Here is a 20,382-nt window from a genome sequence, read left to right as displayed (position 1 = left end):
GCTCAGCGCCCGCCGAACAGCGCCGTCCAGTAGATCCCCGCGTCGCTCTGCGGGTCGCTGGCGTAGGCCGCGCCGAGGTCCTGGTACTGCGGGTGCATCAGGTTGGCGCAGTGCCCGGGGCTGGCGAGCCAGCCCTCGACCACCTTGGCCGGCGTATCCAGCGCCGCGGCGATGTTCTCGCCAATCTGGCCGCCGGCATAACCGGCCAGTTCGGCGCGGTCGCCGGGGGTGCGGCCGTCGCGGCCCTGGTGGGCGAAGAAGTTGCCGTTGGCCATGGCCCGGCTGTGCGCTTCGGCGGCGCTGCCCAGCTCGGCGTTCCAGGCCAGCGGCGCGGCGGCGACGAAGCTCTGGCCGCCGCACTGGCGCGCCTGGGCGCGGGCGGCGTTGATCTGCTCCAGCAATTTCTGCCCCTCCGCCTGCCAGTCGCCCAGGCGGCCGCTGAGCAGCGGTCGCGCCAGGACGATGCGCCAGTCGCGCTCGGCGCGGCTGACGCCGATATCGACGAACTGCGGGTCGAGCAGCACCCGGCAGAAACTTTCCGCCAGCGCCTGCATCGCCGCCTGCGCATCGCGCGGGCCGGACAGGCTGATGGCCTGCACGTTGACCAGCGGATAGCCCGCCGCACTCAAGGCCTGCTGCAGATCACCGGTGCCGGCCGCCGGCAGCAGCAGACGCGCATCGCTGGCCAGCGGCGGCAACGGCTCGGAGGCGTGCACGCCGCAGCGCTGCACCTCGCCGCGATAGGCGTTGATCGCCTCGACCAGCGCCCCCTCCTCGGCCGCCTGCGCCGCCACGGCGAACAGGCCCAGTGCCAGAATCAGTGCAGAAAGGGACAAGCGCATGGAACTCTCCTTAACAAGCCGACGGCACAGATGATGCGCGATTACCGCCGTCCAGGCCTACCCCCCGGCGGCGGCGCAGCGCGCTTATCGGCCGCCCCATTACCCTGCGCCGCCAGGGGGCGTATGGTGATAGTCCCATCCCTCACGGAGGAACCGCCATGTTCAAGGTAACCCGCAACGGCGACCAGCGCCTCGATGTGGACTTCGCCGGCAAACTGGACAGCGACGCCATGCGCGCCGCCCTCGACGAGCTGACCCAGGCCGCCGAAGGTATCGAGCACGGGCGCATGCTCTATCGCATCGGCAACTTCGAGTGGCCGACCCTGGGCGCGGTGGGTGTCGAGCTGGCGCGCATCCCGCAGCTGCTGCGCTTTATCCGCCAGTTCGACCGCGTGGCGGTGGTGGCCGATCAGCAGTGGCTGCGCACCGCCAGCCAAATGGAAGGCGCGCTGATTCCCGGCCTGACGATCAAGGCGTTCGACTCGATCCGCGAGGCGGAAGCCGAGGCCTGGCTGCAGCAGTGAAGGCATCGCGCTGCCGGAGGCGATCCGGCAGCGCGGGCCGCGGCGGCATCAGCCGAGCTGGTCGACCATCACCGCGTTGCTGTAGACCAGGCTGCCGTCGCTGGCGCGGTGGCCGACCAGGTGGAACTGGCCGCGACGGTCTTCGCCACTGAGGTAGACCCGCCACTGGCAATCGGACAGCGGGCCGCATTCGGCCGGGGTGACCAGCTCCATCGCTGCCATGTCGGCATCGACCATCATGTCCTTGCCGCCGCTCTTCTGCAGCTCTTCCTCGGCGCGTTCCAGGCGTAAGTGATCGGCCTCGCTGACGCGGAAGTGAAAGGTGCCGATGGGCGTGGATTTCTGCTCACCGTTGCCCTTACGCCAGCCTTCGATGGTCAAGGTATTCATATCCGGACCTCCTGAAAGTGGGTGCCACAAGCCCGCCGCCCGCGGCTAGGCCATTGGACAACAGTTTAGTCGACAGGCTGCAGACACAGGACAGGCGGCAGCGGCGTTTGCTTGGCCGGTCGATTCGGTTAGGCTCTGCCCCTCAATCAAACGGAGGTATTCCCATGGCCCGCGCCACTGCCCGTCACATCCTGGTTGCCAGCGAAGACAAGTGCAACGAACTGAAAACCGCCATCGAAGGCGGCGCCGACTTCGCCCAGCTGGCGAAGGACAACTCCACCTGCCCGTCCGGCCGCAACGGCGGCGACCTGGGCTCCTTCGGCCCGGGCCAGATGGTCAAGGAATTCGACACCGTGGTGTTCAGCGCGCCGGTCGGCGTGGTCCAGGGCCCGGTGAAGACCCAGTTCGGCTACCACCTGCTGGAAGTCACCAGCCGCCAGGACTGATCCGCGCGGCGCTGGCGTCGGCACCCGGCCGACGCCGTCACTCCAGCCCCGCCGCCCCCTGCGCCCGCCACAGGCGCAGCCGCTCCAGCAGCTTGCCGCCCCACACATTGATCAGCAGCCCACCCATCACCAGCGCCGCGCCGACCAGTTGCAGCGCGCCCAGGCGTTCGCCCAGCAGCAGCGCCGCGCAACCGATGCCCACCACCGGCACCAGCAGCGAGAACGGCGCCACCTGGCTGGCCGGGTAGCGCGACAGCAGGCGACTCCACAGGCCATAGCCGAGAATGGTCGCGGCGAACGCCAGGTAGGCCAGCACCAGCAGCGCCTCCACCCCGAAGCCGCGCAGCGCGCTTTCGATCGCCGCCGGCCCTTCCAGCCACAGCGACAGCCCCAGAAAAGGCAGCGGCGGCACCAGGCTGCCCCAGACCACCAGGCCGACCAGGTTCACCCGGCCCAGCTTGCGCGTGACGATATTGCCCAGCGCCCACATCGCGGCGGCGCCAATGGTCAGGGCGAAGCCTGCCAGGGTCATCGCCTGGCCGCCCTGCAGGCCGATCAACGCCAGCCCGGCGGCTGCCACCAGCAGGCCCAGCAGGTTGCTGGCGCGCAGGCGCTCGCCCAGCAGCAGCGCGGCGAAGAACAGGGTAAAGAAGGCCTGCGACTGCAGCACCAGCGAGGCCAGCCCGGCCGGCATGCCCACATGCATGGCGTAGAACAGGCAGGCGAACTGGCCCAGCGAGATGGTCAGGCCGTAGGCCAGCAGCCAGCGCAGCGGCACCTGTGGCCGGCGCACGAAGAGAATCGCGGGAAAGGCGGCGAGCAGGAAACGCAGCGCGCCGAGTAGCATCGGCGGCATCTCGTGCAGGCCGAGCTTGATCACCACGAAGTTCAGGCCCCAGACGACTATCACCAGCAGCGCCAGCAGCAGATCTTTGGGCGACATGGGGCAATCCTCGCGGTCAGGGAGCGGCCATTAGAACAAGCACATAGCCTGCGCGGCAGACACAGTGAGCGCGGAAAAACGCCACACAGTGCGCTGATCGCCCGTCCTGTGCCGCTGGCCGTTCTGCCGCGCCGCGCCCTTTGCTACCCTGCGCCCTCCTTCGCCGCGGCCACTGCCATGAGCCTGTCCGACTTCCTCCTGTTCGCCGTGCCGGCGATCTTCCTCACCGGGCTGTCCAAGGGCGGCTTCGGCGGCGCCCTGGGCGGCATCGCCGTGCCGCTGCTGGCGCTGGCCACCTCGCCCAAGCAGGCGGTGGCGATCATGCTGCCGATCCTCTGCCTGGCCGACGTGGTGGGGCTGAAGGCCTACTGGGGCAAGTGGGACGCGGCCAACCTCAGGGTGATGCTGCCCGGCGCGCTGATCGGCATCGTCATCGGTGCGCTGACCTTCGAGCTGTTCGACGAGCGCAGCATCGGCCTGCTGATCGGGGTGATCGCGGTGGGCTTCGTCGCCCTCGGCCTGCTCGCCGGCAACCAGGCGCCGCGGCCGCTGCACAAGGGCCGCGGCATCCTGCTGTCGAGCCTGGCCGGCTTCACCAGCTTCGTCGCCCATGCCGGCGGGCCGCCGGTGATGATGCACCTGCTGCCGCAACAGCTGGACAAGCTGCGTTTCGTCGCCACCATCAACCTGTTCTTCCTGCTGACCAACGCGGCCAAGCTGCTGCCCTACGCCGCCCTGGGCCAGTTCAGCCGGGACAACCTGCTGCTGAGCCTGATGCTCGCGCCCATAGTGCCTATCGGCGTGTGGAGCGGCCTGTGGCTGCAGTCGCGGGTCAACCACCAGTGGTTCTACCGCATCGCCCGGCTGGGCATCCTGCTGGCCGGCGTGCAGCTGATCTGGCGCAATCTGTAGCCCTCGTCGCCCCTGCAGGAACGGCCTCAGCCGCGACGCTGGCGGCGCTGCGGGGGATTCGGTCCGCAGAAGCTACAGCCCGAGGATCTCGCGCAACTCGCGCGCCGTCGGCATCCGCGCCGAGATGCCGCTGGCGAAGTCGAAGCGCTTGGCCGTGGCCAGCGGCCCGACTATCACCGGATCGAAACCGGCATCGGTCACCAGGCGCGCCGCCACCTGCAGCGCCGCCTCGTCATCGCCGGCCAGCGGGATGGCCAGTTTCTCGCCGCTGCGATGGGCCTGGTTGCGCAGGTTGTGGGCGGAAATGGCGTTGAACGCGCGCACCAGGCGCACGCCGGGCAGAAAGCGCTGCGAGGCCAGGCCGGCACCCAGCCCGCGGGCCTCCTCGGCCATCGGCCCGTCGCGTTCCGGGCGCGGATTGCCGGCATCCAGCAGCACCTTGCCGGCCAGCTCGCCGGCAAGGTCGCGGCCGATCTGCGGCGTGGCGGCGTAGGGCACCGCCAGCAGTATCACCTGGCCGAACTCGGCCGCCTCGCGCGGGGTGCCGACCCGGGCGCGCTCGCCCAGCTCCAGGGCCAGCGGCTGCAGACGCTCGGGATGACGCGAGGACATCATCACCTCGTGCCCCGCCTCGACCCACAGCCGCGCCAGCGCGCCGCCGATATTGCCGGTGCCGATGATGCCGATGCGCAAGGCGTCCGCGTGCGCCAGCGCCGGGGCGCCGCCCAGCAGCACCAGCAGGCCCAGCGCGGTGGCGAAACGATGCAGGAAAGGGGACATGGCGACCTCCTCGAACGCGTCACGGCGACACAGGCCAAGCATAGAAAAGCTGCACGCGACGACCGTCGCCGATTCGCAACAGGGTGTTGCCCGCCAGCTATGCTTGAAAGGCGATAACGCATGACAGCCGGCTGCAGGGGCCGAGGAGGTGGTAGTGACCCGAATGCATTTACCCAGTCAATGACCAACTTCCCGGAGACACGACCATGAGCAAGAGCATGGATTCCCACAAAGAAGGCAAGAAGAAGCCGCTGAAAACGGCACACGAGAAACGCATGGCCAAACGCGAGAAGAAACACGGCCAGACCCTGCTCGGCAGCCACTCGCCCAACGCCTGAGCCCCAGCCTGCCGGCGCAGAACCGCTGCGCCGGCGCTTCCCCCGCCGCCAACGCCATCCGGGAAATTGCGCGTGCCGCCGGCGCCGCAAGGCACTAGAATCCGCAGCCTAACCGATCGTCCGGCCGCCCCCGCGCCGCGACGCCGTCTCACCTATCGGCCAGGAGACCCCAGATGGGCGCCCAGTGGAAAGCCAAACCCAAAGAAGCCGCCGCCAATGCCCGAGGCAAGATCTTCGGCAAGCTGGTGAAGGAAATCATGATCGCCGCGCGTAACGGCGCCGACCCGGACACCAACGCCAAGCTGCGCCTGGCCGTGCATCAGGCGAAGAAGGCCTCGATGCCCAAGGACACCCTGGAGCGCGCGATCAAGAAAGGCGCCGGCCTGTCCGGCGAGGTGATCAACTACGAGCGCACCCTCTACGAAGGCTTCGCCCCGCATCAGGTGCCGCTGATCGTCGAGTGCCTGACCGACAACGTCAACCGCACCGTGGCCGAGATCCGCGTGCTGTTTCGCAAGGGCCAGCTCGGCGCCTCCGGCTCGGTGAGCTGGGACTTCGACCACGTCGGCCTGATCGAGGCCAGCACCGAAGACGGCGCCGACCCGGAACTGGCCGCCATCGAAGCCGGCGCCCAGGACTTCGTTCCCGATGACGAGGGCGCGACCCTGTTCATCACCGAGCCGACCGACCTCGACGCCGTGTGCAAGGCGCTGCCGGAGCAGGGCTTCACCGTCAACTCGGCCAAGCTCGGCTACCGCCCGAAGAACCCGGTGAGCAGCCTGACGCCGGAGCAGCTGGAAGAAGTCGAAGCCTTCCTCGAAGCCATCGACGGCCACGACGACGTGCAGAATGTCTACGTCGGCCTGGCCGGCTGATTCCGCTCGCTTAAGCACTTTGCCCCCTCACCCACTGATGGGCGAGGGGACAGAGGTCTCACCTGCTCGACACTCGCGACACCTGCCATGAACACCACCCTGCATATCGCCGCCGCCTGCCTGTTCGACCAACGGGGCCGCCTGTTGCTGGTGCGCAAGCGCAACACCCGGTTCTTCATGCTGCCCGGCGGCAAGCGCGAAGCCGGCGAGGATGCCCTGGCCGCCCTGCGCCGCGAACTGCATGAAGAATTGGAACTGCAGCTGGACGACGCGGCGCTGCACCCGCTCGGCCGATTCCAGGCAAGCGCCGCCAACGAGGCCGATACCTGGCTGCAGGCGGAGATCTTCCACGCCGCCCTGCCCCACGCCGTACATCCGGCGGCCGAGCTGGAGGAACTGCGCTGGTACGCCGCCGGCCAGCCCTTCGACGGCGAGCTGGCGCCGCTGCTGCGCGAGCAGGTGCTGCCCGCCCTGGCCGCGCGCCTTTATTGATCCACGGCAACGCGCGGCCACGCGGCCAAGCGCTAGGCTGCGCCGATAACCAGAACCCTTAGTTTTGCGTGCAAACCCACAGCAACCCGAGGTTTGCCATGAGTATCAGCTCCGCCCAGATCTGCCAGGCCGCCGACCAGCTGCAGGGCTTCGTCGGCTTCAACGCCAAGACCGGCCAGTACCTGCTGCGTTTCTCCGAGGACAGCTTCGGCCTCGACGTGCCGGCCGAGACCATCACCCCGACCTGCGAATACGTCTGGCACGCCGAGGCAGACGGCCTGATGCGCCTGGATCGCCAGCGCCTGGCCTGGCTGCAGGAGCAGCGCATCGACGAGCGGGTCAACCTCGGCGAGGCGCTGCGCCTCTACCTGCGGCGCAGCGACCTGCCGGAGATCCGCGCCGAACGCCGGCGCCTGGCGCCGGCCTGAGGCACGCGCGCCAACCCGGGCGGCGTATCACCGATGCCAAGGGTGCCCCTTCGGCTCAGCCCAGCAGCTGCATCGACGCGGCGCCGAGGCCGGCGCCGATCAGCAGCAGCAAGGCGCCGCCCAGCCATAGCCTGCCGGCGCTGGCCGCTGGCGCCGCGGTGGTGGGCGCCGTCCTGGCCTGAGCGGCGCGCAGCGGATTGGCCGCCGCCGGCGCGGCCTTGGCGCTGGCGCGCGCCACCTGCGGTACCGGCGCGATCTGCGTGGCACCGCCAGCGGCCTTAGCGGCCAACGCCGGCGGCAGGTCGGCCACGCGCATGAACTGGGTGGCATCCTCGTCCGGCGTCTCGCTCAGGCTGACCTTCGGCCCGATCACCAAGAGGCTCACCGAGCCCATCTTCAACTGGTCGCCCGGCTGCAGCACGGCGGTTCTGACCTTCTGCTGGTTGACCGTCACGCCGTTGGCCGAAGCCAGGTCCTTGACCTCCAGCACGTCGTCCTTGAGGAAGAACTCGCAGTGCCGGCGCGACAGCTCCGGGTCGCCGAAGCACAGCTCGCACTTGCTCGAGCGGCCGAAGGTCATCGAGCCGTGGATATGGAACTTGCGCCCCTGGTGCTCGCCCTGGATCACCTGGAGGAACCAGCGCGGCGCGGCGGCCTCGGGACGCGCCGCGCTCTTCGCCGGGTCGACCAGCAGCAGCTCGACGCCACCCAGGCGCACGCGGTCGCCGTCGCGCAGCTGAAAGCGCGTGCCGATGCGCTGGTCGTTGACGTAGGTCGCGCCCTGGCTGGCATCGCTGAGGTAGTAGTAACCGTGATCCTGGCGAATCTCGGCATGAAAGCTGGCGATCCCGGCATCGCCGAGCACCAGCTGGTTACGGCTGTCCTGGCCGATGGTCAGGCGTTCTTCGGTCAGCCAGACCGGCGCTTGGCGGTTATCCAGGAACTGCAATCTGAGCATCTCGGGCGCCTCGGATCAGTCGAAAAGGTTGTTCAGCAAACGTTTGATCGGATTCTGCTGGGCCGGTGGCGCGCTGCGCGGCCGGCTCGCCGCCTGGCTGCTGCGCACGCGCTGCTGGTGGCCGTCGTAGAGCGCCAGCAGGCGTTCGTTGTCGGGTTCGGCCTCCAGCCCCTGCTTGATCTGCTCCAGCGCCAGGTTGTACTCGCGCCGCGCATAGGCCGCCTCGCTCTGCTCGATGAAGCGCTGCGCCACGCGGTTGATCCCGGCCTGCGCCAGCAGGTTGTCCGGCTCCCAGCCGAGCACCTGGCGGAAGTAGTGCACCGCGCTGTCGTCCTCGGGCAGGATCAGCAGGCCCTCGCCCAGGCGCTGCTCGGCCAGTTCCAGGTACTGCTGGATGCGCGCCTGCAACACCCGCTGCAGGCCGTCGGCGGCCTGGGCGTTATCGGCATCCAGGGCCAGCGCCTGGCGGAAATAGTAGTCGGCGTTGTCCTGCGCCGGGGCGAGCAGCTGGCCTTCGCTCAGGCGCGTTTCGCCGAGGGCGAGCAGCCCGGCGAGGCGCTGCTGCAGCTGCCAGTAGTAGCCGCCGGCGCTGCCGGCGCCGAGCAGCAGCACACCGAGCAGGGCCCAGGGCAGCCAGCGACGCTTGGCCCTGCGCGGCGCCGGCCCGAGCGCCGGGCTCAGGCGGGTGTGATCCTGCTCGGCGTCCTGCAGTTCGTCGAGGCTGGCCAGCAGCACGTGGCAATCGGCGAAGCGATCCTCCGGGTCCTTGGCCAACATGCGCTCGAGCAGCCACTGCCACTCGCCCAGCGGCTCGGGCAGGGGCGGCAGTTGCAGCTGCAACTGGTTCATCAGGGTCTGGGTGTAGTTGGCGCCGCGAAAGGGGTTATGCCCGGTCAGCATCTCCAGCAGGATCACGCCGAGGCTGTAGATGTCGCTGCGCGCATCCAGCGCCTGGCACTGCGCCTGTTCCGGGCTGCTGTAGGCCGGGCTGCCAACGGCGATGCCGGACTGGGTCAGCTCGCTGTCCAGCTGCAGCTGCTTGGCCACGCCGAAGTCGGTGAGCGCCGCGGTGCCGTCGTCGCGAAACAGGATGTTGCCGGGCTTGATATCGCGGTGCACCAGGCCGCGGTCGTGCACCAGCGCCAGGGCGCTGGCGATCTGCCGGACGATGCGCAGGGCGCGCGCCGGCTCCAGGCGCTGGCCCTTGTACTGGGCCAGGTCGCCGCCGGCCAGGTATTCCATGGCGAGAAAGTGACGACCGTCGGCCAGCTGGTCGATGCGGTAGATGGTGATGATCGACGGATGCTGCAGGGAGGCGACGATATGGCCTTCCTGGATGAAGCGCTGGGTGAAGGCCTGGTCCTCGCGGTGCAGCAGCACCTTGAGCGCCACCTGGCGCTGCAGCGCCTGCTCGGTGGCCAGGTAGACCTCGGCCATGCCGCCCTTGCCCAGGCGGCCGTGGATGCTGTAACCGGGTACGCTGATCGGAGGCTGACTCATGCGGCTGGACTGGCGCTCAGGATTGACGGGGTTTGAACAGTTTGCGCAGCAGACCGCGGGGCGGCGCCTCGCGCGGTTCGGCAGCCGGGGCGAGGCCCAGGACGATGCAGCTGATATTGTCCCTGCCGCCATGGCTATTGGCCAGCCCCACCAGTTGCTCGACCATCGCCTCCAGGGTCTCGGCCTCGGCGCAGCAGCGCTGGATCGCCGCGTCGTCCAGCTCGCCGGTGAGGCCGTCGCTGCACAGCAGCAGCAGCTCGTCGGGCGCCAGCCGGGCGTGCAGCAGGCCCACCTCCGGCGCCTGCTCGCCTTGGCCCAGGCACTGCAGGATCAGGTTGCGCCGCGGGTGCTGGCGCGCCTCCTCGGCGCTCATCTGGCCGGCGTCGACCATGGCCTGCACCCAGCTGTGATCGTGGCTGAGCTGCTCGATGCGCTCGGCGCCGATGCGATAGGCGCGGCTGTCGCCGACCCAGGCCAGCTCGAATCCATCGCCCGCCAGGCGCACCGCCACCAGGGTGCTGCCCATGCTCGCCTCTCCGGCGCCCGGCCCTGCCGCGTCGGCAATCGCCCGGTGCGCGGCGTGCACCGCTGCGGCCAGCTCGGCGCCCTGCTGCAACGCGTCGATCAGGCCCTGCAGCGCCAGGGCGCTGGCCACCTCACCGCGCTCGTGGCCGCCCATGCCGTCGGCCAGCGCCCATAAACCGAGCTCGGGGCGACAGGCCAGGGCATCCTCGTTGTGCGTGCGCACCTGGCCGGCGACGCTTTGCGCGGCGAATACCACGGATGGAGGCGATGACTGGGACACGCGCAGATCCTTGAACTGATGGCGGGCGGCCCATGATGCGGCGGCGCTGGCGAACTGTCACCGGCCAGCCGGTTGCAAATGCGCAGCGGTTAACCAAACCGGGCTCAAGCGCCGGAGCGACTCGTCGGCCTGGCGCAAATGCTGGCACTTTGCTCAGGATCTACCCTTGCCATAAGCGGTCAAAGCTCTGCATGCTTGCCACATAACAACGACAAGAACGCTTATGGCCATCAAGACTGCCCGCTTGCTCAAGCGCCTGCGCGAAGATTTCCAGCTGTCGATCATCACCCTGATGGGCCTGTTCGGCGTCCTGGGCATCTCCCCCTACGCCGTGTACCGCCTGCTGCACGGCAACTACCTCGTGGGCATAGCCGACACCATCATCGTGCTCTCCACCCTGTTCGCCGTGTTCTACGCCTGGCGCACCCGCGACACGGTCAAACCGGGCATCTACCTGGCCACGGTGTTCTCCATCGGCTCGACGCTGATCGCCATCAACCTGGGGGTCAACGGCCTGTTCTGGATCTACCCGCTGATCCTCTTCAACTTCTTCATGGTCACCCCCCGCAAGGCCCTGCTGGCCACCGCCCTGGTGCTCGCCTGTCTGGTGGCGCACGCCCTGCTGGTGCCCGGCAGCGTGTTCGACAGCCACTACCAGATGGTCTCCTTCCTAGTCACCGGGATGATGGCCAGCGTGCTCAGCTTCATCTTCGCCGTCCGCACCCGCACCCAGCGCGACCAGTTGCAACTGCTGGCCATCCACGACCCGCTGACCGGCGCGCGCAACCGCCGGGCGATGAACGAGGAACTGAAGATCGCCATGTCCAGCCACCGCCGCCACAGCGACAGCTTCGGCCTGCTGGTGATGGACCTGGACCACTTCAAGCAGATCAACGACCGCTTCGGCCACCACATCGGCGACCAGGTGCTGGTGGCCTTCGTCGAACTGGTCAAGCGCTGTTCGCGCAAGGAAGACCGCCTGTTCCGCTTCGGCGGCGAGGAATTTCTCCTGCTGCTGCCCAACACCGAACTCGACGGCCTGCATGCCGCCGCCCAGCATCTGCTGAAGCGCGTCGAGAGTGAACTGGAAAGCCCCGGCGGGCCGGTGACGGTGTCCATCGGCGGCGCCATCCTGCGCAGCGGCGAACACTGGGAAAGCTGGCTGCAACGCGCCGACGAGTGCCTCTATCAAGCCAAGAGCGGCGGCCGCAACCGCGTGGTCATCGACCGCAACGAACCCGCACCACAAGGGACCGCCGCCCACCACGCCGCGGAGCGCCGGCGCTGACGCCACGCCCGCCTGGCAAGGCCGACCGCGCTCAGCGGCTGCGCTGCTGCTGGTAACTGCCGCTGCCGGGTTGCAGTTCCAGACGCAAACCGCCGGGATACTCGATGCTCTGCCGAATGCCGCCGCGTACCTCGCTGGCATGGCTGCCGTAGCGGCTCTCCTCGCGCAGCGGCGCCTGCGGCAGGCGCTGGCCGCCATAGAGATCGTACTGCTGAAAATGCGCCGAACCGGACACACTGCCGCTGGCGCCGGGGCTGACATAGCTCTTGGGAATCACCCGGATCGGCTGCGTGACATCGGCCCAGGAAGGCAAGGCCCATGCACAGAGCAGGATCGGCAGCAGCAGTCGAAGCAACATGGGCACCTCACAGGCAGAACCAAGGTTCCCGGCATTCTACGCCCGAAAACGCCAAGGGCCTGCATCGCTGCAAGCCCTTGGGTTGGATGGTGCCGGAGACAGGAGTCGAACCTGCGACCTTCGCATTACGAATGCGCTGCTCTACCAACTGAGCTACACCGGCGGAAGACGGCGGCATTATGCGAGTTGGCGCGGCGCGACTCAAGCCGCTGGCGGCTCAGCTGTCGAGCAGTTCGATGCGGTCGTCGTGGATGCGGATCAGGCCCTGCTTGTACAGGCCGCCGATGGCCTTCTTGAAGTTGCCCTTGCTGACGCGAAAATGTTCGGCGATCAGCTCGGGCGGGCTCTTGTCGCCCAGCGCCAGGCTGCCGCCCTGGGCGCGCAGGCGTTCGAGAATCTGCTCGCCGAGGCCGCTGGCCGCCTCATGGCCCACCGGCTGCAGGCTCAGGCTGATCTTGCCGTCGGCACGCACTTCCTTGATATAGCCCTTCTCGCGCATGCCGTTGCGCACGAACTTGAACAGTTCGTTCTTGTGGATCAGGCCCCAGTGCTGGCCGTTGATGATGGCCTTGAAGCCCAGGTCGCTGCGCTCGACCACCAGCAGATCGACCTCCTGACCCACCTGGTAATTGGCCGGGGTCTTGTCCAGATAACGGTCCAGACGCGCGGTGGCGGTGAGGCGGCGGGTGCGCTTGTCCAGGTAGAGGTAGACCACGCAGTAATCGCCGAGCTGCAACGGACGCTTCTCCTCGGAGTGCGGCAACAGCAGGTCCTTGGCCAGGCCCCAGTCGAGGAACAGGCCGATGCGGTTGATATCCACCACCTTGAGGCTGGCGAACTCGCCGAGCTGGATCTTCGGTTTCAGGGTGGTGGCGATCAGCTTGTCTTCGCTGTCGAGGTAGAGGAACACGTTGAGCCAGTCGTCCACCTCGCTCGGCGTGTCCTTGGGGATATAGCGCTTGGGCAGGAGGATTTCGCCGTCCGCACCGCCGTCCAGGTACAGACCGAAGTCGGTGTGCTTGACCACCTGCAAAGAATTCATCCGCCCGATTAAGGCCATCGCGTTCCACCTCGCCAAAACAGCCGGCCATTCTACCCGAGTTCGGCTGTGCCAGGGTTAGGCGCGCGGTTAATCGACAGCCGGTCGAGAAGTGCTTTAAGTGCCTTGAAAACAAGCGATTAGCCGGCATCCAGGGCCTCGACGAGCGGCCCCGCCAGAGCGGTCCCAGACGATTAGGCGAGCAGGCGGCGCCCCGATCAGGCACAATGGCCGACCGCCCATCGTCGAGAGATAAGGTCATGGCCACCCTGCGCGTCAAGTCGTCCACCAGCAAAGTCAGCAAGCCGGCCCCTGCCGTGGAAACCCGCGAGTCCATCGAGGCCCAGGTGGCGGCCTTCCTCCAGGGCGGCGGCGAGATCCAGCAGATCGCCAAGGGCGTCAGCGGCCAGACCTACGGCGGCACCCGGCAGATCACTATCAGCAAGAAGTAATGCCCGCGGGTGCGCAGCGCGCACCCGGCATCCCCCTCCCCCGCGTTACTCGCGCGCCAACCCCAGGCGCAGCAGTCGTCCGTCGCTCGCATCCGTCAGCACGTAGAGAAAGCCGTCCGGCCCCTGGCGCACGTCGCGAATGCGCGCCTTGAGCGGTTGCAGCAGACGCTCCTCGTGCACCACCTTGTCGCCGTCGAGTTGCAGGCGGATCAGCGCCTGGCCGGCCAGCGCGCCGATGAACAGGTTGTGCTGCCAGGCCGGGAAACGCTCGGCGTCGTAGAAGGCCATGCCGCTGATGGCCGGCGATTTTTCCCAGACGTGGTGCGGCGGTTCGGTACCGGCGACGGCCTCGCCCTTGGCCTCGGGAATCGGCAGCAGCGAGTAGTTGATGCCATGGGTCGCCAGCGGCCAGCCGTAGTTCTTGCCCGCCTCGGGGATGTTGATCTCGTCGCCGCCGCGCGGGCCGTGCTCGTGGCTCCACAGGCGGCCGCTCCAGGGGTTGAGCGCTGCGCCCTGCTGGTTGCGGTGGCCGTAGGACCAGATTTCCGCACGGGCGCCGGCCTGGCCGACGAAGGGGTTGTCCGCCGGAATGCGCCCGTCGGGATGGATGCGCACCAGCTTGCCCTGCAGCTTGTCCAGCGCCTGCGCGGTGGGGCGCTGGTTGTTGTCGCCGAGGGCGATGAACAGGTGGCCGTCGCGGTCGAACACCAGGCGCGAGCCAAAGTGCGTGCCGCTGGACAGCTTGGGCTGCTGGCGGAAGATCACCTCGAAGCCCTCCAGCGCCGTGGCATCGGCGGACAAACGGCCGCGCCCGACCGCCGTGCCGGCCGCACCGTCGCCGGCCTCGGCGTAGGACAGGTAGACCAGACGGTCGGCGGCGAAATCCGGCGACAGCACCACGTCGAGCAAACCGCCCTGGCCCACCGCGAATACCTCGGGCACGCCGCCCAGCGGCGCCGATAACGCGCCGTCCGGAGCGATCCGGCGCAGGCGTCCGGGACGCTCGGTCACCAGGTAACCCTGGCCATCTGGCAGGAAAGCCAGGCCCCAGGGGTTGGCCAGCCCCTCGGCAACGGTCTCGATCTGCAGCTGCCCCATCTCGCTGGGCAGTTGGCGGGACTCGGCCAGGCTCGCCTGGCTGCTCAGCAGCGCTGCCAGGCCAAGGCTGGCAAGCAGGTGTGGACGCAACATCGGGGCTCCTCCATGCGAGTCGCGGAACGAGTCCGCATAGTGCTACAGCGGTACGTCCGAGACAGCCCCGCAAAAGGTTTCGCCAGGTTTCAGTCGCTCAGGTAGCGACGCTCGATCAGCTGATAAGCACCGCTCGCGCGCAACTGGCGCAGGCCCTGGTCGAAGCGCTGGCACTGCGCCTCCAGGCGAAAGCCGACCCGGTAGGCGGTGGGGGGAAACAGCGGGTACCAGGCCAGCGGCTGGCTGACGTCGACCTGCTCGGCCACCTCGCGATTGAAATACTGGATGATCCGCGGATCGCCGATCACCACCTCGACCCGGCCACTGTAGAGCAGGCGGTTGCGATTGATCTGCAGGGCCTCCTCGCGGTAACGCGGATTGCCCTCGGCCATGCGTTGGAACTCCGCGCCCAGCAGCAGGCGGGCGCGCTGGAAGGCGCTGACCGAGTAGCTGCCCAGGTCGGCGATGCGTTCGATGCGGTAGCCGCGCGCGGCCAGGGCGACGGCGGCGTTGTGGTAGTGGATATAGATGTCCGAGTAGAAGGCCTCGACGCCGCTGCGTTCGTTAGTGGTGGTGATGGCGTCGATCTCGCCGCGGCGCAGCATCAGGTGCAGGCGCTCCATGGGCGCGTAGTAGGCCGCCATGTCGAACCCCGCCAGGTGCGCGGCGCGGTCCACCAGCTCGTATTCCAGACCGCGCGGCTCGCCCTCGAACACGTAGGGCGGCTTGTGCGTGCCGAAACCGACGCGCAGCGTCTCGCCGCACGCCCCCGCGGCCAGCCACAGCAACAGCACGCCTACCCAGCATCTGTACATGCCACGTCCCTGACTCGAACGAGCCCTGAGCATAGACGGCGCCGGCCGCCCATCACCAGAGTGGATGCACGGCGATTCATTCCGCTTTGCCCGCGCGCGGCTAGACTGGCTCCACGCATTTCTGCGCCTGCCCCAGGAGAATCATCATGCTCAAAGCCCAATACCAGCAACGCGGCCCGGTGCCGCAGGACGTGATCGAAGCGGTCGAGCTGCAATTGCCGGCGCCGGCCGCCGGCCAGGTGCGGGTCAAGGTGCTGGCCGCGCCGATCAACCCCTCCGACGTGCTGACCCTGACCGGCGCCTACGGCATGCTGCCGCCGCTGCCGGCCATCGGCGGCAACGAGGGCGTCGGCCGGGTCGAAGCGCTCGGCGAGGGCGTCGGCAACCTCAAGGTCGGCCAGAACGTGCTGCTGCCGGTGGGCTGCGGTACCTGGGTCAGCGCCCTCAATGCGCCAGCCGACAAGCTGATCCCGCTGCCGGACGCCGACCCGCTGCAGCTGGCCATGCTCACCGTCAACCCGCCGACCGCCTCGCTGCTGCTCAGCGAGTTCGTCGACCTCAAGCCGGGCGACTGGGTGATCCAGAACGCCGCCAACTCCGGCGTCGGCAGCTACCTGATCCAGCTGGCCAAGCTGCGCGGCTTCAAGACCATCAACGTGGTGCGCCGCGAATCGGCCGTGGCCGGCGTCGAGGCCGAAGGCGGCGATCTGGTGCTGGTGGACGGCCCCGACCTGGCCAAGCGCGTGCGCGCGGCCACCGGCGGCGCCGACGTGCGCCTGGGCATCGATGCGGTGGGCGGCGCCAGCACCGACCATATCGCCGCGACCCTGTGCAACGGCGGCGTGCTGGTCAACTACGGCATGATGAGCGGCCAGCCGTGCCTGGTATCGCCGGCCTCCTTCGTGTTCCGCGACGTCACCCTGCGCGGCTTCTGGCTGGCCAAGTGGTTCCAGCAGGCCACGCCAGCCGAGCAGATGAAGGTGTTCGGCGAGCTGGTGCAGCTGATCGCCGGCGGCAAGCTGAAGACCCGCGTCGCCGCCACCTACGACCTGGCCCATATCAAGGACGCCGTGGCCGCGGCCGCCAGCGGCGAGCGCGACGGCAAGATCCTGCTGGTGCCCTGAGATGGGTGCGCATGGCGCACCCTCCCCCCGAAGCTCACACGGCGCCCCTACTCCCGTAGGGTGCGCCGTGCGCACCACCCCACGATCAAGCCAAAGCAGCCCCAGCCAACCCCTCGCGCATGCGCAGCGCATCCTGCTGGAAGCAGCGGGCGGCCTGCAGCAGCGCCAGCAGGGTGAGAAACAGCGCTACCGGAATCAGCAGCATGGCGTCGTGCAAACCGACGGCCTTGAACGCCTCGCTCATCTCGCTGGCGCCGGCCGCGTGCATGGCCGCCTGGGCGTAGTGATCCGACAGCCAGCCCACCGCCAGTGGGCCGAGGCCGCCGCCGAGCAGGTACAGGCCGGCGAAGAACAGGGCCATGGCGGTGGCGCGCAGGCGCGGCTCGACCACGTCCTGGATCGCCGTGTAGACGCAGGTGTAGAAGTTGTAGGAGAACAGCCAGCCGAGGCTGAACAGGCCGACGAACAGCGCCGTGTCGATGCGCCCGGCGCTCAGTGCCCAGGCGGTGCAGAGGCAGGCCAGCAGCATGCTGAAAGCCGCGAACAGCAGACGGCCATTGGCCCAGCGCTGGTGCACCTTGTCCGCCAGCCAGCCGCCCAGGGTCAGGCCGAGCAAGCCGGTCAGCCCGACTATCACCCCGGTGGCCATCGCCGCATCCTGCAACTGCAGACCGAAGTAGCGCTGCAGCATCGGCACCATGAAAGAGTTGCAGGCATAGGAGGCGAAGTTGAACGCCAGCCCGGCCAGCACCAGCCACCAGAAGGTACGGATCGCCAGCACCTTGCGCAGCGGCTTGTCCACCGGCGCGCTGCTGACCCGGGTGCTCTCCGCCGCACCGCGCGCCGGCTCGCGGATAAAGAACAGGAACAGGGCGAGGATCAGCCCCGGCACGGCGGCGATCAGAAAGGGCGCGCGCCAGCTGTCGAAGGCCTGGACCATGGCGCCGATGGTGAAGAAGGCCAGCAGCAACCCCAGCGGCAGGCCGAGCATGAAGATGCCCATGGCTCGCGCGCGCTTGTGCGCCGGGAACAGGTCGCCGATCAGCGAGTTGGCCGCCGGCGCGTAGCTGGCCTCGCCGATGCCGACGCCCATGCGGATCAGCAGGAAGCTCCAGAAATTCCAGGCCATGCCGTTCAGCGCGGTCAGCCCGCTCCAGGCGGCCAGGCCCCAGCCCATGATCTTGCGCCGGGCGCCGGTGTCGGCCATGCGCCCCAGCGGCACCCCGGCCAGGGCGTAGACGATGGTGAAGGCGGTGCCGATCAGCCCCAGCTGCAGGTCGCTGAGGCCCCATTCCAGGCGGATCGGCTCGATGATGATGGCGGGGATGGTGCGGTCGAAGAAGTTGAACAGGTTGGCGAGGAATAGCAGGAACAGGATGCGCCAGGCGTTGGACGCTTGCTGGTTGGGCTGCATGGCAATCTCTCTTGTTGTTGTCCACGTCGGGCCTACTGCGGTGGCGCCTACCTTGGCAGCACCGGCCGAACCTTGGGTGAGGGGCAATCTAGAGGCTTTGCCGCGGCTTGTCTGCGACTATTCGCTGGATTTATGCACATCGATGGGGTGTTGACGCCAAAAAATCGTCCATATCCAGCTGGAATAATGCGAAGCGCTTTATTCCGTGCTAGAACCATGGAGCTGGCCAATTCATGGCCAATGGCCAATACCCCACCGACTCGCCGGACTGTCACCGATGAAAACCAAGAAAGACGCCGTTGCCGCCGCCAAGGAAGCCACCCTGGCCGATCTCGCCGACACCCTGCTGGTGCCGCCCGCTCCGCTCGCGCTGCCGGTGCGCGGCGATACCGGCGAGCAGTACCTGTATTTCACCGAACGCGACATCGAGCGCATCCTCGATAACCTCGACGGCCTGCGCAACCTGGTCTTCCCCCTGGGCGAGCCACTGGACGAGGGCGAGTCGAGCCGCATCCAGCAGTTCCCCTCGGTGTGCCTGATCGGCCTCGGCCGCTGCGGCTCGAACATCGCCCTGGACGTCGCCTCGCTGGTGTACAACGCCCGCCAGTTCTACCTGGAGGAATTCCACAGCGAGGCCACCGCCGCCGCCGAGCAGGCCTCGCGGCCCAGCCGCTGGATTCGCAGCAACCTGCTACGCGCCCCACACAAGAGCAGCAAGCCGGTGTTCCTGATCGAGCCGCTGGTGATGCTCGGCGACCTGGACAAGGACATCGAGGGCCGCATCCGCTTCTCGCGCAAGGGCGAGATGAGCGGCTTTCTCGACGACTACAGCAAGATGAAGATCATGGACCTGTCCGAGGTGCATGCCGGTGGCGCCGGCAACGCGCCGATCCTCGGCCAGTACCTGGCCAAGATCATCCTCAACAAGGACACCCAGCGCTTCTCCAACGAAGACTGGAAGTTCATCCACAGCTACCTGATCGACTCCTGCGGGATCAAGGCCAACCAGTCGCGCCTGTACTTCTATATCTTCAGCGCCGGCGGCGGCACCGGCTCGGGCATGGCCTCGGAGTTCGGCCTGGCGCAGCAGTTCGCCTACATGAGCAAGACCTTCGACAGCAAGGCCAACGTGGACGACGAGGCGCAGCGCGACCACGGTTTCGTCTTCGAGCCGATCTTCACCAGCGGCATCTGCATCCTGCCGAACATCTCCGACCAGCGCAGCGAGATGTCCGAAGCGCTGCACATCAACGCCGGGCGCCTGCTGTGCAAGTACCTGGCCGAGGAGTGGGACTTCTCCTACAACTTCGACAACGAGCAGAGCAGCGCCGAGAGCGTGATGCGCCGCATCCGCCCGTGGAACGCGATGATGCTGATCTCCAACGACATCATGCGCTACGCCGAGGAGAGCGGCGACGGCAGCATCCACAACATCGACGTGACCGCCATGGAGCGCCACGCCAACCAGTACATCTCGCAGCAGATCTTCAACATCCTCACCGCCCAGGCGGTCACCGGCGACTACGACCAGAACTACTTCCGCCGCGCCGGCATCGACATCGGCGAGACCATCCGCCTCGACGCCAACGACCTGTTCATGAGCCTGGCCGGACCGGTGGCGGTGGCCTACGCCGAATCCGTGGTGCCCGAACAGCCGGCCCAGCTCTCGGAGAAATTCCGCGTGCTGGACAAGGAGCAGCACGCGCCGCGGCTGAACATCGACGACCTGTTCTTCCGCTCCATCGACCTGCCGCACTTCAACAAGGTGACCCAGGCCATCGAGGGCATCAGCCTGCTGCCGATCGAGTCCAAGCGTTATCGCCAGGCCCTGGAGCAGTACAAGGCCAGCGGCTACGACGCGACGCAGCTGAGCGAGCTGCACTTCTTCAAGAACTGCTCATCGGTGGTGTCCATCGTCTCCCTGCCCAAGGACTACAAGCTGTCCTACATGGACCTGAACCGGCTCAAGACCCACCTCAACAACCTCTTCCCCAACACCACGCTGAAACGCTACGCCCTGGTGATCGGCGCCTCGGCCAACCTCTCGCTGACCACCCTGATCGTCAAGAGCCCGTGCCTGTCCGACGACTTCCTGACCCTGATCGTCGCCTACATCAAGCGCTGCTTCGCCCGCGACCAGTACCGCTTCGACGACAGCCTGGACGACGCCATGCTCGACTTCATCGTCGCCGAGCACTTCGACGAGGCCAAGCTCGATACCATGCTCAACGAGCACGAGGACCCGGCGAAGATCCTCGACACCAACTGGTACGCGATCAAGCCGATGTACGAGAAGAAGTACCGCGAGCTGATCCACGACGCCGACAAGTTCGTCTCGATCAACGACATCCGCCTGAGCCGCGGCAGCGTCAAGCAGGCGATCAAGTACCTGCGCGAGATCTACCGCCACCGCATCGGCAAGACTCGGGTGATCTCGCTCAACGATTACGGTAAAAGCGACTGACTTG

At 67.7% G+C, this 20,382-nt stretch carries 22 protein-coding genes and 1 tRNA gene; 10 read left to right on the top strand and 13 right to left on the bottom strand.

What is annotated here, in order from left to right; translation table 11 throughout:
- Window positions 1–2: 2 nt before the first annotated feature.
- The gene (locus tag ACIGFL_RS05610) at window positions 3–842 is read right to left on the bottom strand and encodes a CAP domain-containing protein (protein ID WP_397496405.1); all 840 of its coding nucleotides are present in this window, start codon (window positions 840–842) and stop codon (window positions 3–5) included.
- Between the two features lie 158 nt (window positions 843–1,000).
- On the opposite strand from ACIGFL_RS05610, the gene ACIGFL_RS05605 reads away from it, so the two are divergent.
- Window positions 1,001–1,366, top strand: coding sequence for an STAS/SEC14 domain-containing protein (locus tag ACIGFL_RS05605; protein WP_021445079.1), 366 nt, complete (start codon window positions 1,001–1,003; stop codon window positions 1,364–1,366).
- A gap of 48 nt (window positions 1,367–1,414) precedes the next feature.
- On the opposite strand, the gene ACIGFL_RS05600 is transcribed toward ACIGFL_RS05605, so the two are convergent.
- Window positions 1,415–1,756 carry a hypothetical protein gene (locus ACIGFL_RS05600; RefSeq protein WP_021445078.1) on the bottom strand — a complete coding sequence of 114 codons (342 nt, stop codon included), beginning with the start codon at window positions 1,754–1,756 and terminating at the stop codon, window positions 1,415–1,417.
- A gap of 164 nt (window positions 1,757–1,920) precedes the next feature.
- On the opposite strand from ACIGFL_RS05600, the gene ACIGFL_RS05595 reads away from it, so the two are divergent.
- Complete coding sequence (locus tag ACIGFL_RS05595; protein WP_021445077.1) at window positions 1,921–2,202, top strand: peptidylprolyl isomerase; 282 nt, start codon at window positions 1,921–1,923, stop codon at window positions 2,200–2,202.
- 37 nt (window positions 2,203–2,239) lie between these two features.
- Here the strand turns inward: ACIGFL_RS05595 and ACIGFL_RS05590 are convergent, their stop codons facing one another.
- The gene (locus ACIGFL_RS05590) at window positions 2,240–3,145 is read right to left on the bottom strand and encodes an EamA family transporter (RefSeq protein WP_397496404.1); all 906 of its coding nucleotides are present in this window, start codon (window positions 3,143–3,145) and stop codon (window positions 2,240–2,242) included.
- Between the two features lie 177 nt (window positions 3,146–3,322).
- Between ACIGFL_RS05590 and ACIGFL_RS05585 the strand changes: the two genes are divergently transcribed.
- Entirely contained in the window at window positions 3,323–4,057 is a 735-nt protein-coding gene (locus ACIGFL_RS05585; RefSeq protein WP_397496403.1) for a sulfite exporter TauE/SafE family protein, read from the top strand.
- Window positions 4,058–4,129: 72 nt separating this feature from the next.
- Here ACIGFL_RS05585 and ACIGFL_RS05580 read toward each other — a convergent pair whose 3' ends face one another.
- Window positions 4,130–4,837 carry an NADPH-dependent F420 reductase gene (locus ACIGFL_RS05580; RefSeq protein ID WP_397496402.1) on the bottom strand — a complete coding sequence of 236 codons (708 nt, stop codon included), beginning with the start codon at window positions 4,835–4,837 and terminating at the stop codon, window positions 4,130–4,132.
- A gap of 511 nt (window positions 4,838–5,348) precedes the next feature.
- On the opposite strand from ACIGFL_RS05580, the gene ACIGFL_RS05575 reads away from it, so the two are divergent.
- From ACIGFL_RS05575 to ACIGFL_RS05565, 3 genes are all read left to right on the top strand, one after another.
- Window positions 5,349–6,050, top strand: coding sequence for a YebC/PmpR family DNA-binding transcriptional regulator (locus ACIGFL_RS05575; RefSeq protein WP_122107449.1), 702 nt, complete (start codon window positions 5,349–5,351; stop codon window positions 6,048–6,050).
- 87 nt (window positions 6,051–6,137) lie between these two features.
- Window positions 6,138–6,542 (top strand): NUDIX domain-containing protein, encoded by a 405-nt coding sequence (locus ACIGFL_RS05570; RefSeq protein ID WP_397496401.1) that lies wholly within the window; start codon window positions 6,138–6,140, stop codon window positions 6,540–6,542.
- A gap of 98 nt (window positions 6,543–6,640) precedes the next feature.
- Window positions 6,641–6,970 carry a DUF2025 family protein gene (locus ACIGFL_RS05565; RefSeq protein ID WP_397496400.1) on the top strand — a complete coding sequence of 110 codons (330 nt, stop codon included), beginning with the start codon at window positions 6,641–6,643 and terminating at the stop codon, window positions 6,968–6,970.
- Window positions 6,971–7,025: 55 nt separating this feature from the next.
- On the opposite strand, the gene ACIGFL_RS05560 is transcribed toward ACIGFL_RS05565, so the two are convergent.
- From ACIGFL_RS05560 to ACIGFL_RS05550, 3 genes are read right to left on the bottom strand one after another with little or no spacing between them, the layout of a single operon-like run.
- Window positions 7,026–7,928: an FHA domain-containing protein gene (locus ACIGFL_RS05560; protein ID WP_397496399.1), complete on the bottom strand. Its 903-nt coding sequence runs from the start codon at window positions 7,926–7,928 to the stop codon at window positions 7,026–7,028.
- Between the two features lie 15 nt (window positions 7,929–7,943).
- Complete coding sequence (locus ACIGFL_RS05555) at window positions 7,944–9,428, bottom strand: protein kinase (RefSeq protein ID WP_397496398.1); 1,485 nt, start codon at window positions 9,426–9,428, stop codon at window positions 7,944–7,946.
- A 16-nt stretch (window positions 9,429–9,444) separates the two neighbouring features.
- The gene (locus ACIGFL_RS05550) at window positions 9,445–10,233 is read right to left on the bottom strand and encodes a PP2C family protein-serine/threonine phosphatase (protein ID WP_397496397.1); all 789 of its coding nucleotides are present in this window, start codon (window positions 10,231–10,233) and stop codon (window positions 9,445–9,447) included.
- A gap of 223 nt (window positions 10,234–10,456) precedes the next feature.
- Between ACIGFL_RS05550 and ACIGFL_RS05545 the strand changes: the two genes are divergently transcribed.
- Window positions 10,457–11,521 carry a diguanylate cyclase domain-containing protein gene (locus ACIGFL_RS05545; protein ID WP_397496396.1) on the top strand — a complete coding sequence of 355 codons (1,065 nt, stop codon included), beginning with the start codon at window positions 10,457–10,459 and terminating at the stop codon, window positions 11,519–11,521.
- A gap of 31 nt (window positions 11,522–11,552) precedes the next feature.
- Here ACIGFL_RS05545 and ACIGFL_RS05540 read toward each other — a convergent pair whose 3' ends face one another.
- The 3 genes from ACIGFL_RS05540 to ACIGFL_RS05530 form a co-directional block, all read right to left on the bottom strand.
- Complete coding sequence (locus ACIGFL_RS05540) at window positions 11,553–11,879, bottom strand: hypothetical protein (RefSeq protein WP_122107456.1); 327 nt, start codon at window positions 11,877–11,879, stop codon at window positions 11,553–11,555.
- 87 nt (window positions 11,880–11,966) lie between these two features.
- Window positions 11,967–12,042: transfer RNA gene (locus ACIGFL_RS05535), tRNA-Thr, on the bottom strand.
- Between the two features lie 54 nt (window positions 12,043–12,096).
- The gene (locus ACIGFL_RS05530) at window positions 12,097–12,939 is read right to left on the bottom strand and encodes a S1 RNA-binding domain-containing protein (RefSeq protein ID WP_397496395.1); all 843 of its coding nucleotides are present in this window, start codon (window positions 12,937–12,939) and stop codon (window positions 12,097–12,099) included.
- A 239-nt stretch (window positions 12,940–13,178) separates the two neighbouring features.
- Between ACIGFL_RS05530 and ACIGFL_RS05525 the strand changes: the two genes are divergently transcribed.
- Window positions 13,179–13,370, top strand: a complete 192-nt coding sequence (locus ACIGFL_RS05525) for a hypothetical protein (protein ID WP_021441765.1) — start codon at window positions 13,179–13,181, stop codon at window positions 13,368–13,370.
- A 45-nt stretch (window positions 13,371–13,415) separates the two neighbouring features.
- Here ACIGFL_RS05525 and ACIGFL_RS05520 read toward each other — a convergent pair whose 3' ends face one another.
- Window positions 13,416–14,561 carry a PQQ-dependent sugar dehydrogenase gene (locus ACIGFL_RS05520; RefSeq protein WP_397496394.1) on the bottom strand — a complete coding sequence of 382 codons (1,146 nt, stop codon included), beginning with the start codon at window positions 14,559–14,561 and terminating at the stop codon, window positions 13,416–13,418.
- An 89-nt stretch (window positions 14,562–14,650) separates the two neighbouring features.
- Window positions 14,651–15,376 carry a substrate-binding periplasmic protein gene (locus ACIGFL_RS05515; protein ID WP_397496393.1) on the bottom strand — a complete coding sequence of 242 codons (726 nt, stop codon included), beginning with the start codon at window positions 15,374–15,376 and terminating at the stop codon, window positions 14,651–14,653.
- A 146-nt stretch (window positions 15,377–15,522) separates the two neighbouring features.
- Here ACIGFL_RS05515 and ACIGFL_RS05510 point away from each other — a divergent pair, with 146 nt between their 5' ends.
- Window positions 15,523–16,500 (top strand): zinc-dependent alcohol dehydrogenase family protein, encoded by a 978-nt coding sequence (locus ACIGFL_RS05510; RefSeq protein ID WP_122107460.1) that lies wholly within the window; start codon window positions 15,523–15,525, stop codon window positions 16,498–16,500.
- Between the two features lie 85 nt (window positions 16,501–16,585).
- On the opposite strand, the gene ACIGFL_RS05505 is transcribed toward ACIGFL_RS05510, so the two are convergent.
- Entirely contained in the window at window positions 16,586–17,914 is a 1,329-nt protein-coding gene (locus tag ACIGFL_RS05505) for a spinster family MFS transporter (protein ID WP_397496392.1), read from the bottom strand.
- A 277-nt stretch (window positions 17,915–18,191) separates the two neighbouring features.
- Between ACIGFL_RS05505 and ACIGFL_RS05500 the strand changes: the two genes are divergently transcribed.
- Entirely contained in the window at window positions 18,192–20,378 is a 2,187-nt protein-coding gene (locus ACIGFL_RS05500) for a hypothetical protein (RefSeq protein WP_397496391.1), read from the top strand.
- Window positions 20,379–20,382: the final 4 nt, after the last annotated feature.

The sequence above is a fragment of the Pseudomonas sp. NPDC077649 genome (assembly GCF_044542855.1).
Classification (GTDB): Bacteria; Pseudomonadota; Gammaproteobacteria; order Pseudomonadales; family Pseudomonadaceae; genus Aquipseudomonas.
This window is presented reverse-complemented; position numbering and strand designations above follow the sequence as displayed.

Bases quoted from the DNA above. Each gene is read 5' to 3' on its own strand.
- ACIGFL_RS05520 (WP_397496394.1), bottom strand. From the start codon at position 14,561: ATGTTGCGTCCACACCTGCTTGCCAGCCTTGGCCTGGCAGCGCTGCTG.
- ACIGFL_RS05600 (WP_021445078.1), bottom strand. From the start codon at position 1,756: ATGAATACCTTGACCATCGAAGGCTGGCGTAAGGGCAACGGTGAGCAG.
- ACIGFL_RS05530 (WP_397496395.1), bottom strand. From the start codon at position 12,939: ATGGCCTTAATCGGGCGGATGAATTCTTTGCAGGTGGTCAAGCACACC.
- ACIGFL_RS05585 (WP_397496403.1), top strand. From the start codon at position 3,323: ATGAGCCTGTCCGACTTCCTCCTGTTCGCCGTGCCGGCGATCTTCCTC.
- ACIGFL_RS05605 (WP_021445079.1), top strand. From the start codon at position 1,001: ATGTTCAAGGTAACCCGCAACGGCGACCAGCGCCTCGATGTGGACTTC.
- ACIGFL_RS05595 (WP_021445077.1), top strand. From the start codon at position 1,921: ATGGCCCGCGCCACTGCCCGTCACATCCTGGTTGCCAGCGAAGACAAG.
- ACIGFL_RS05505 (WP_397496392.1), bottom strand. From the start codon at position 17,914: ATGCAGCCCAACCAGCAAGCGTCCAACGCCTGGCGCATCCTGTTCCTG.
- ACIGFL_RS05560 (WP_397496399.1), bottom strand. From the start codon at position 7,928: ATGCTCAGATTGCAGTTCCTGGATAACCGCCAAGCGCCGGTCTGGCTG.
- ACIGFL_RS05515 (WP_397496393.1), bottom strand. From the start codon at position 15,376: ATGTACAGATGCTGGGTAGGCGTGCTGTTGCTGTGGCTGGCCGCGGGG.
- ACIGFL_RS05500 (WP_397496391.1), top strand. From the start codon at position 18,192: ATGAAAACCAAGAAAGACGCCGTTGCCGCCGCCAAGGAAGCCACCCTG.
- ACIGFL_RS05575 (WP_122107449.1), top strand. From the start codon at position 5,349: ATGGGCGCCCAGTGGAAAGCCAAACCCAAAGAAGCCGCCGCCAATGCC.
- ACIGFL_RS05565 (WP_397496400.1), top strand. From the start codon at position 6,641: ATGAGTATCAGCTCCGCCCAGATCTGCCAGGCCGCCGACCAGCTGCAG.
- ACIGFL_RS05510 (WP_122107460.1), top strand. From the start codon at position 15,523: ATGCTCAAAGCCCAATACCAGCAACGCGGCCCGGTGCCGCAGGACGTG.
- ACIGFL_RS05545 (WP_397496396.1), top strand. From the start codon at position 10,457: ATGGCCATCAAGACTGCCCGCTTGCTCAAGCGCCTGCGCGAAGATTTC.
- ACIGFL_RS05540 (WP_122107456.1), bottom strand. From the start codon at position 11,879: ATGTTGCTTCGACTGCTGCTGCCGATCCTGCTCTGTGCATGGGCCTTG.
- ACIGFL_RS05590 (WP_397496404.1), bottom strand. From the start codon at position 3,145: ATGTCGCCCAAAGATCTGCTGCTGGCGCTGCTGGTGATAGTCGTCTGG.
- ACIGFL_RS05570 (WP_397496401.1), top strand. From the start codon at position 6,138: ATGAACACCACCCTGCATATCGCCGCCGCCTGCCTGTTCGACCAACGG.
- ACIGFL_RS05555 (WP_397496398.1), bottom strand. From the start codon at position 9,428: ATGAGTCAGCCTCCGATCAGCGTACCCGGTTACAGCATCCACGGCCGC.
- ACIGFL_RS05525 (WP_021441765.1), top strand. From the start codon at position 13,179: ATGGCCACCCTGCGCGTCAAGTCGTCCACCAGCAAAGTCAGCAAGCCG.
- ACIGFL_RS05580 (WP_397496402.1), bottom strand. From the start codon at position 4,837: ATGTCCCCTTTCCTGCATCGTTTCGCCACCGCGCTGGGCCTGCTGGTG.
- ACIGFL_RS05610 (WP_397496405.1), bottom strand. From the start codon at position 842: ATGCGCTTGTCCCTTTCTGCACTGATTCTGGCACTGGGCCTGTTCGCC.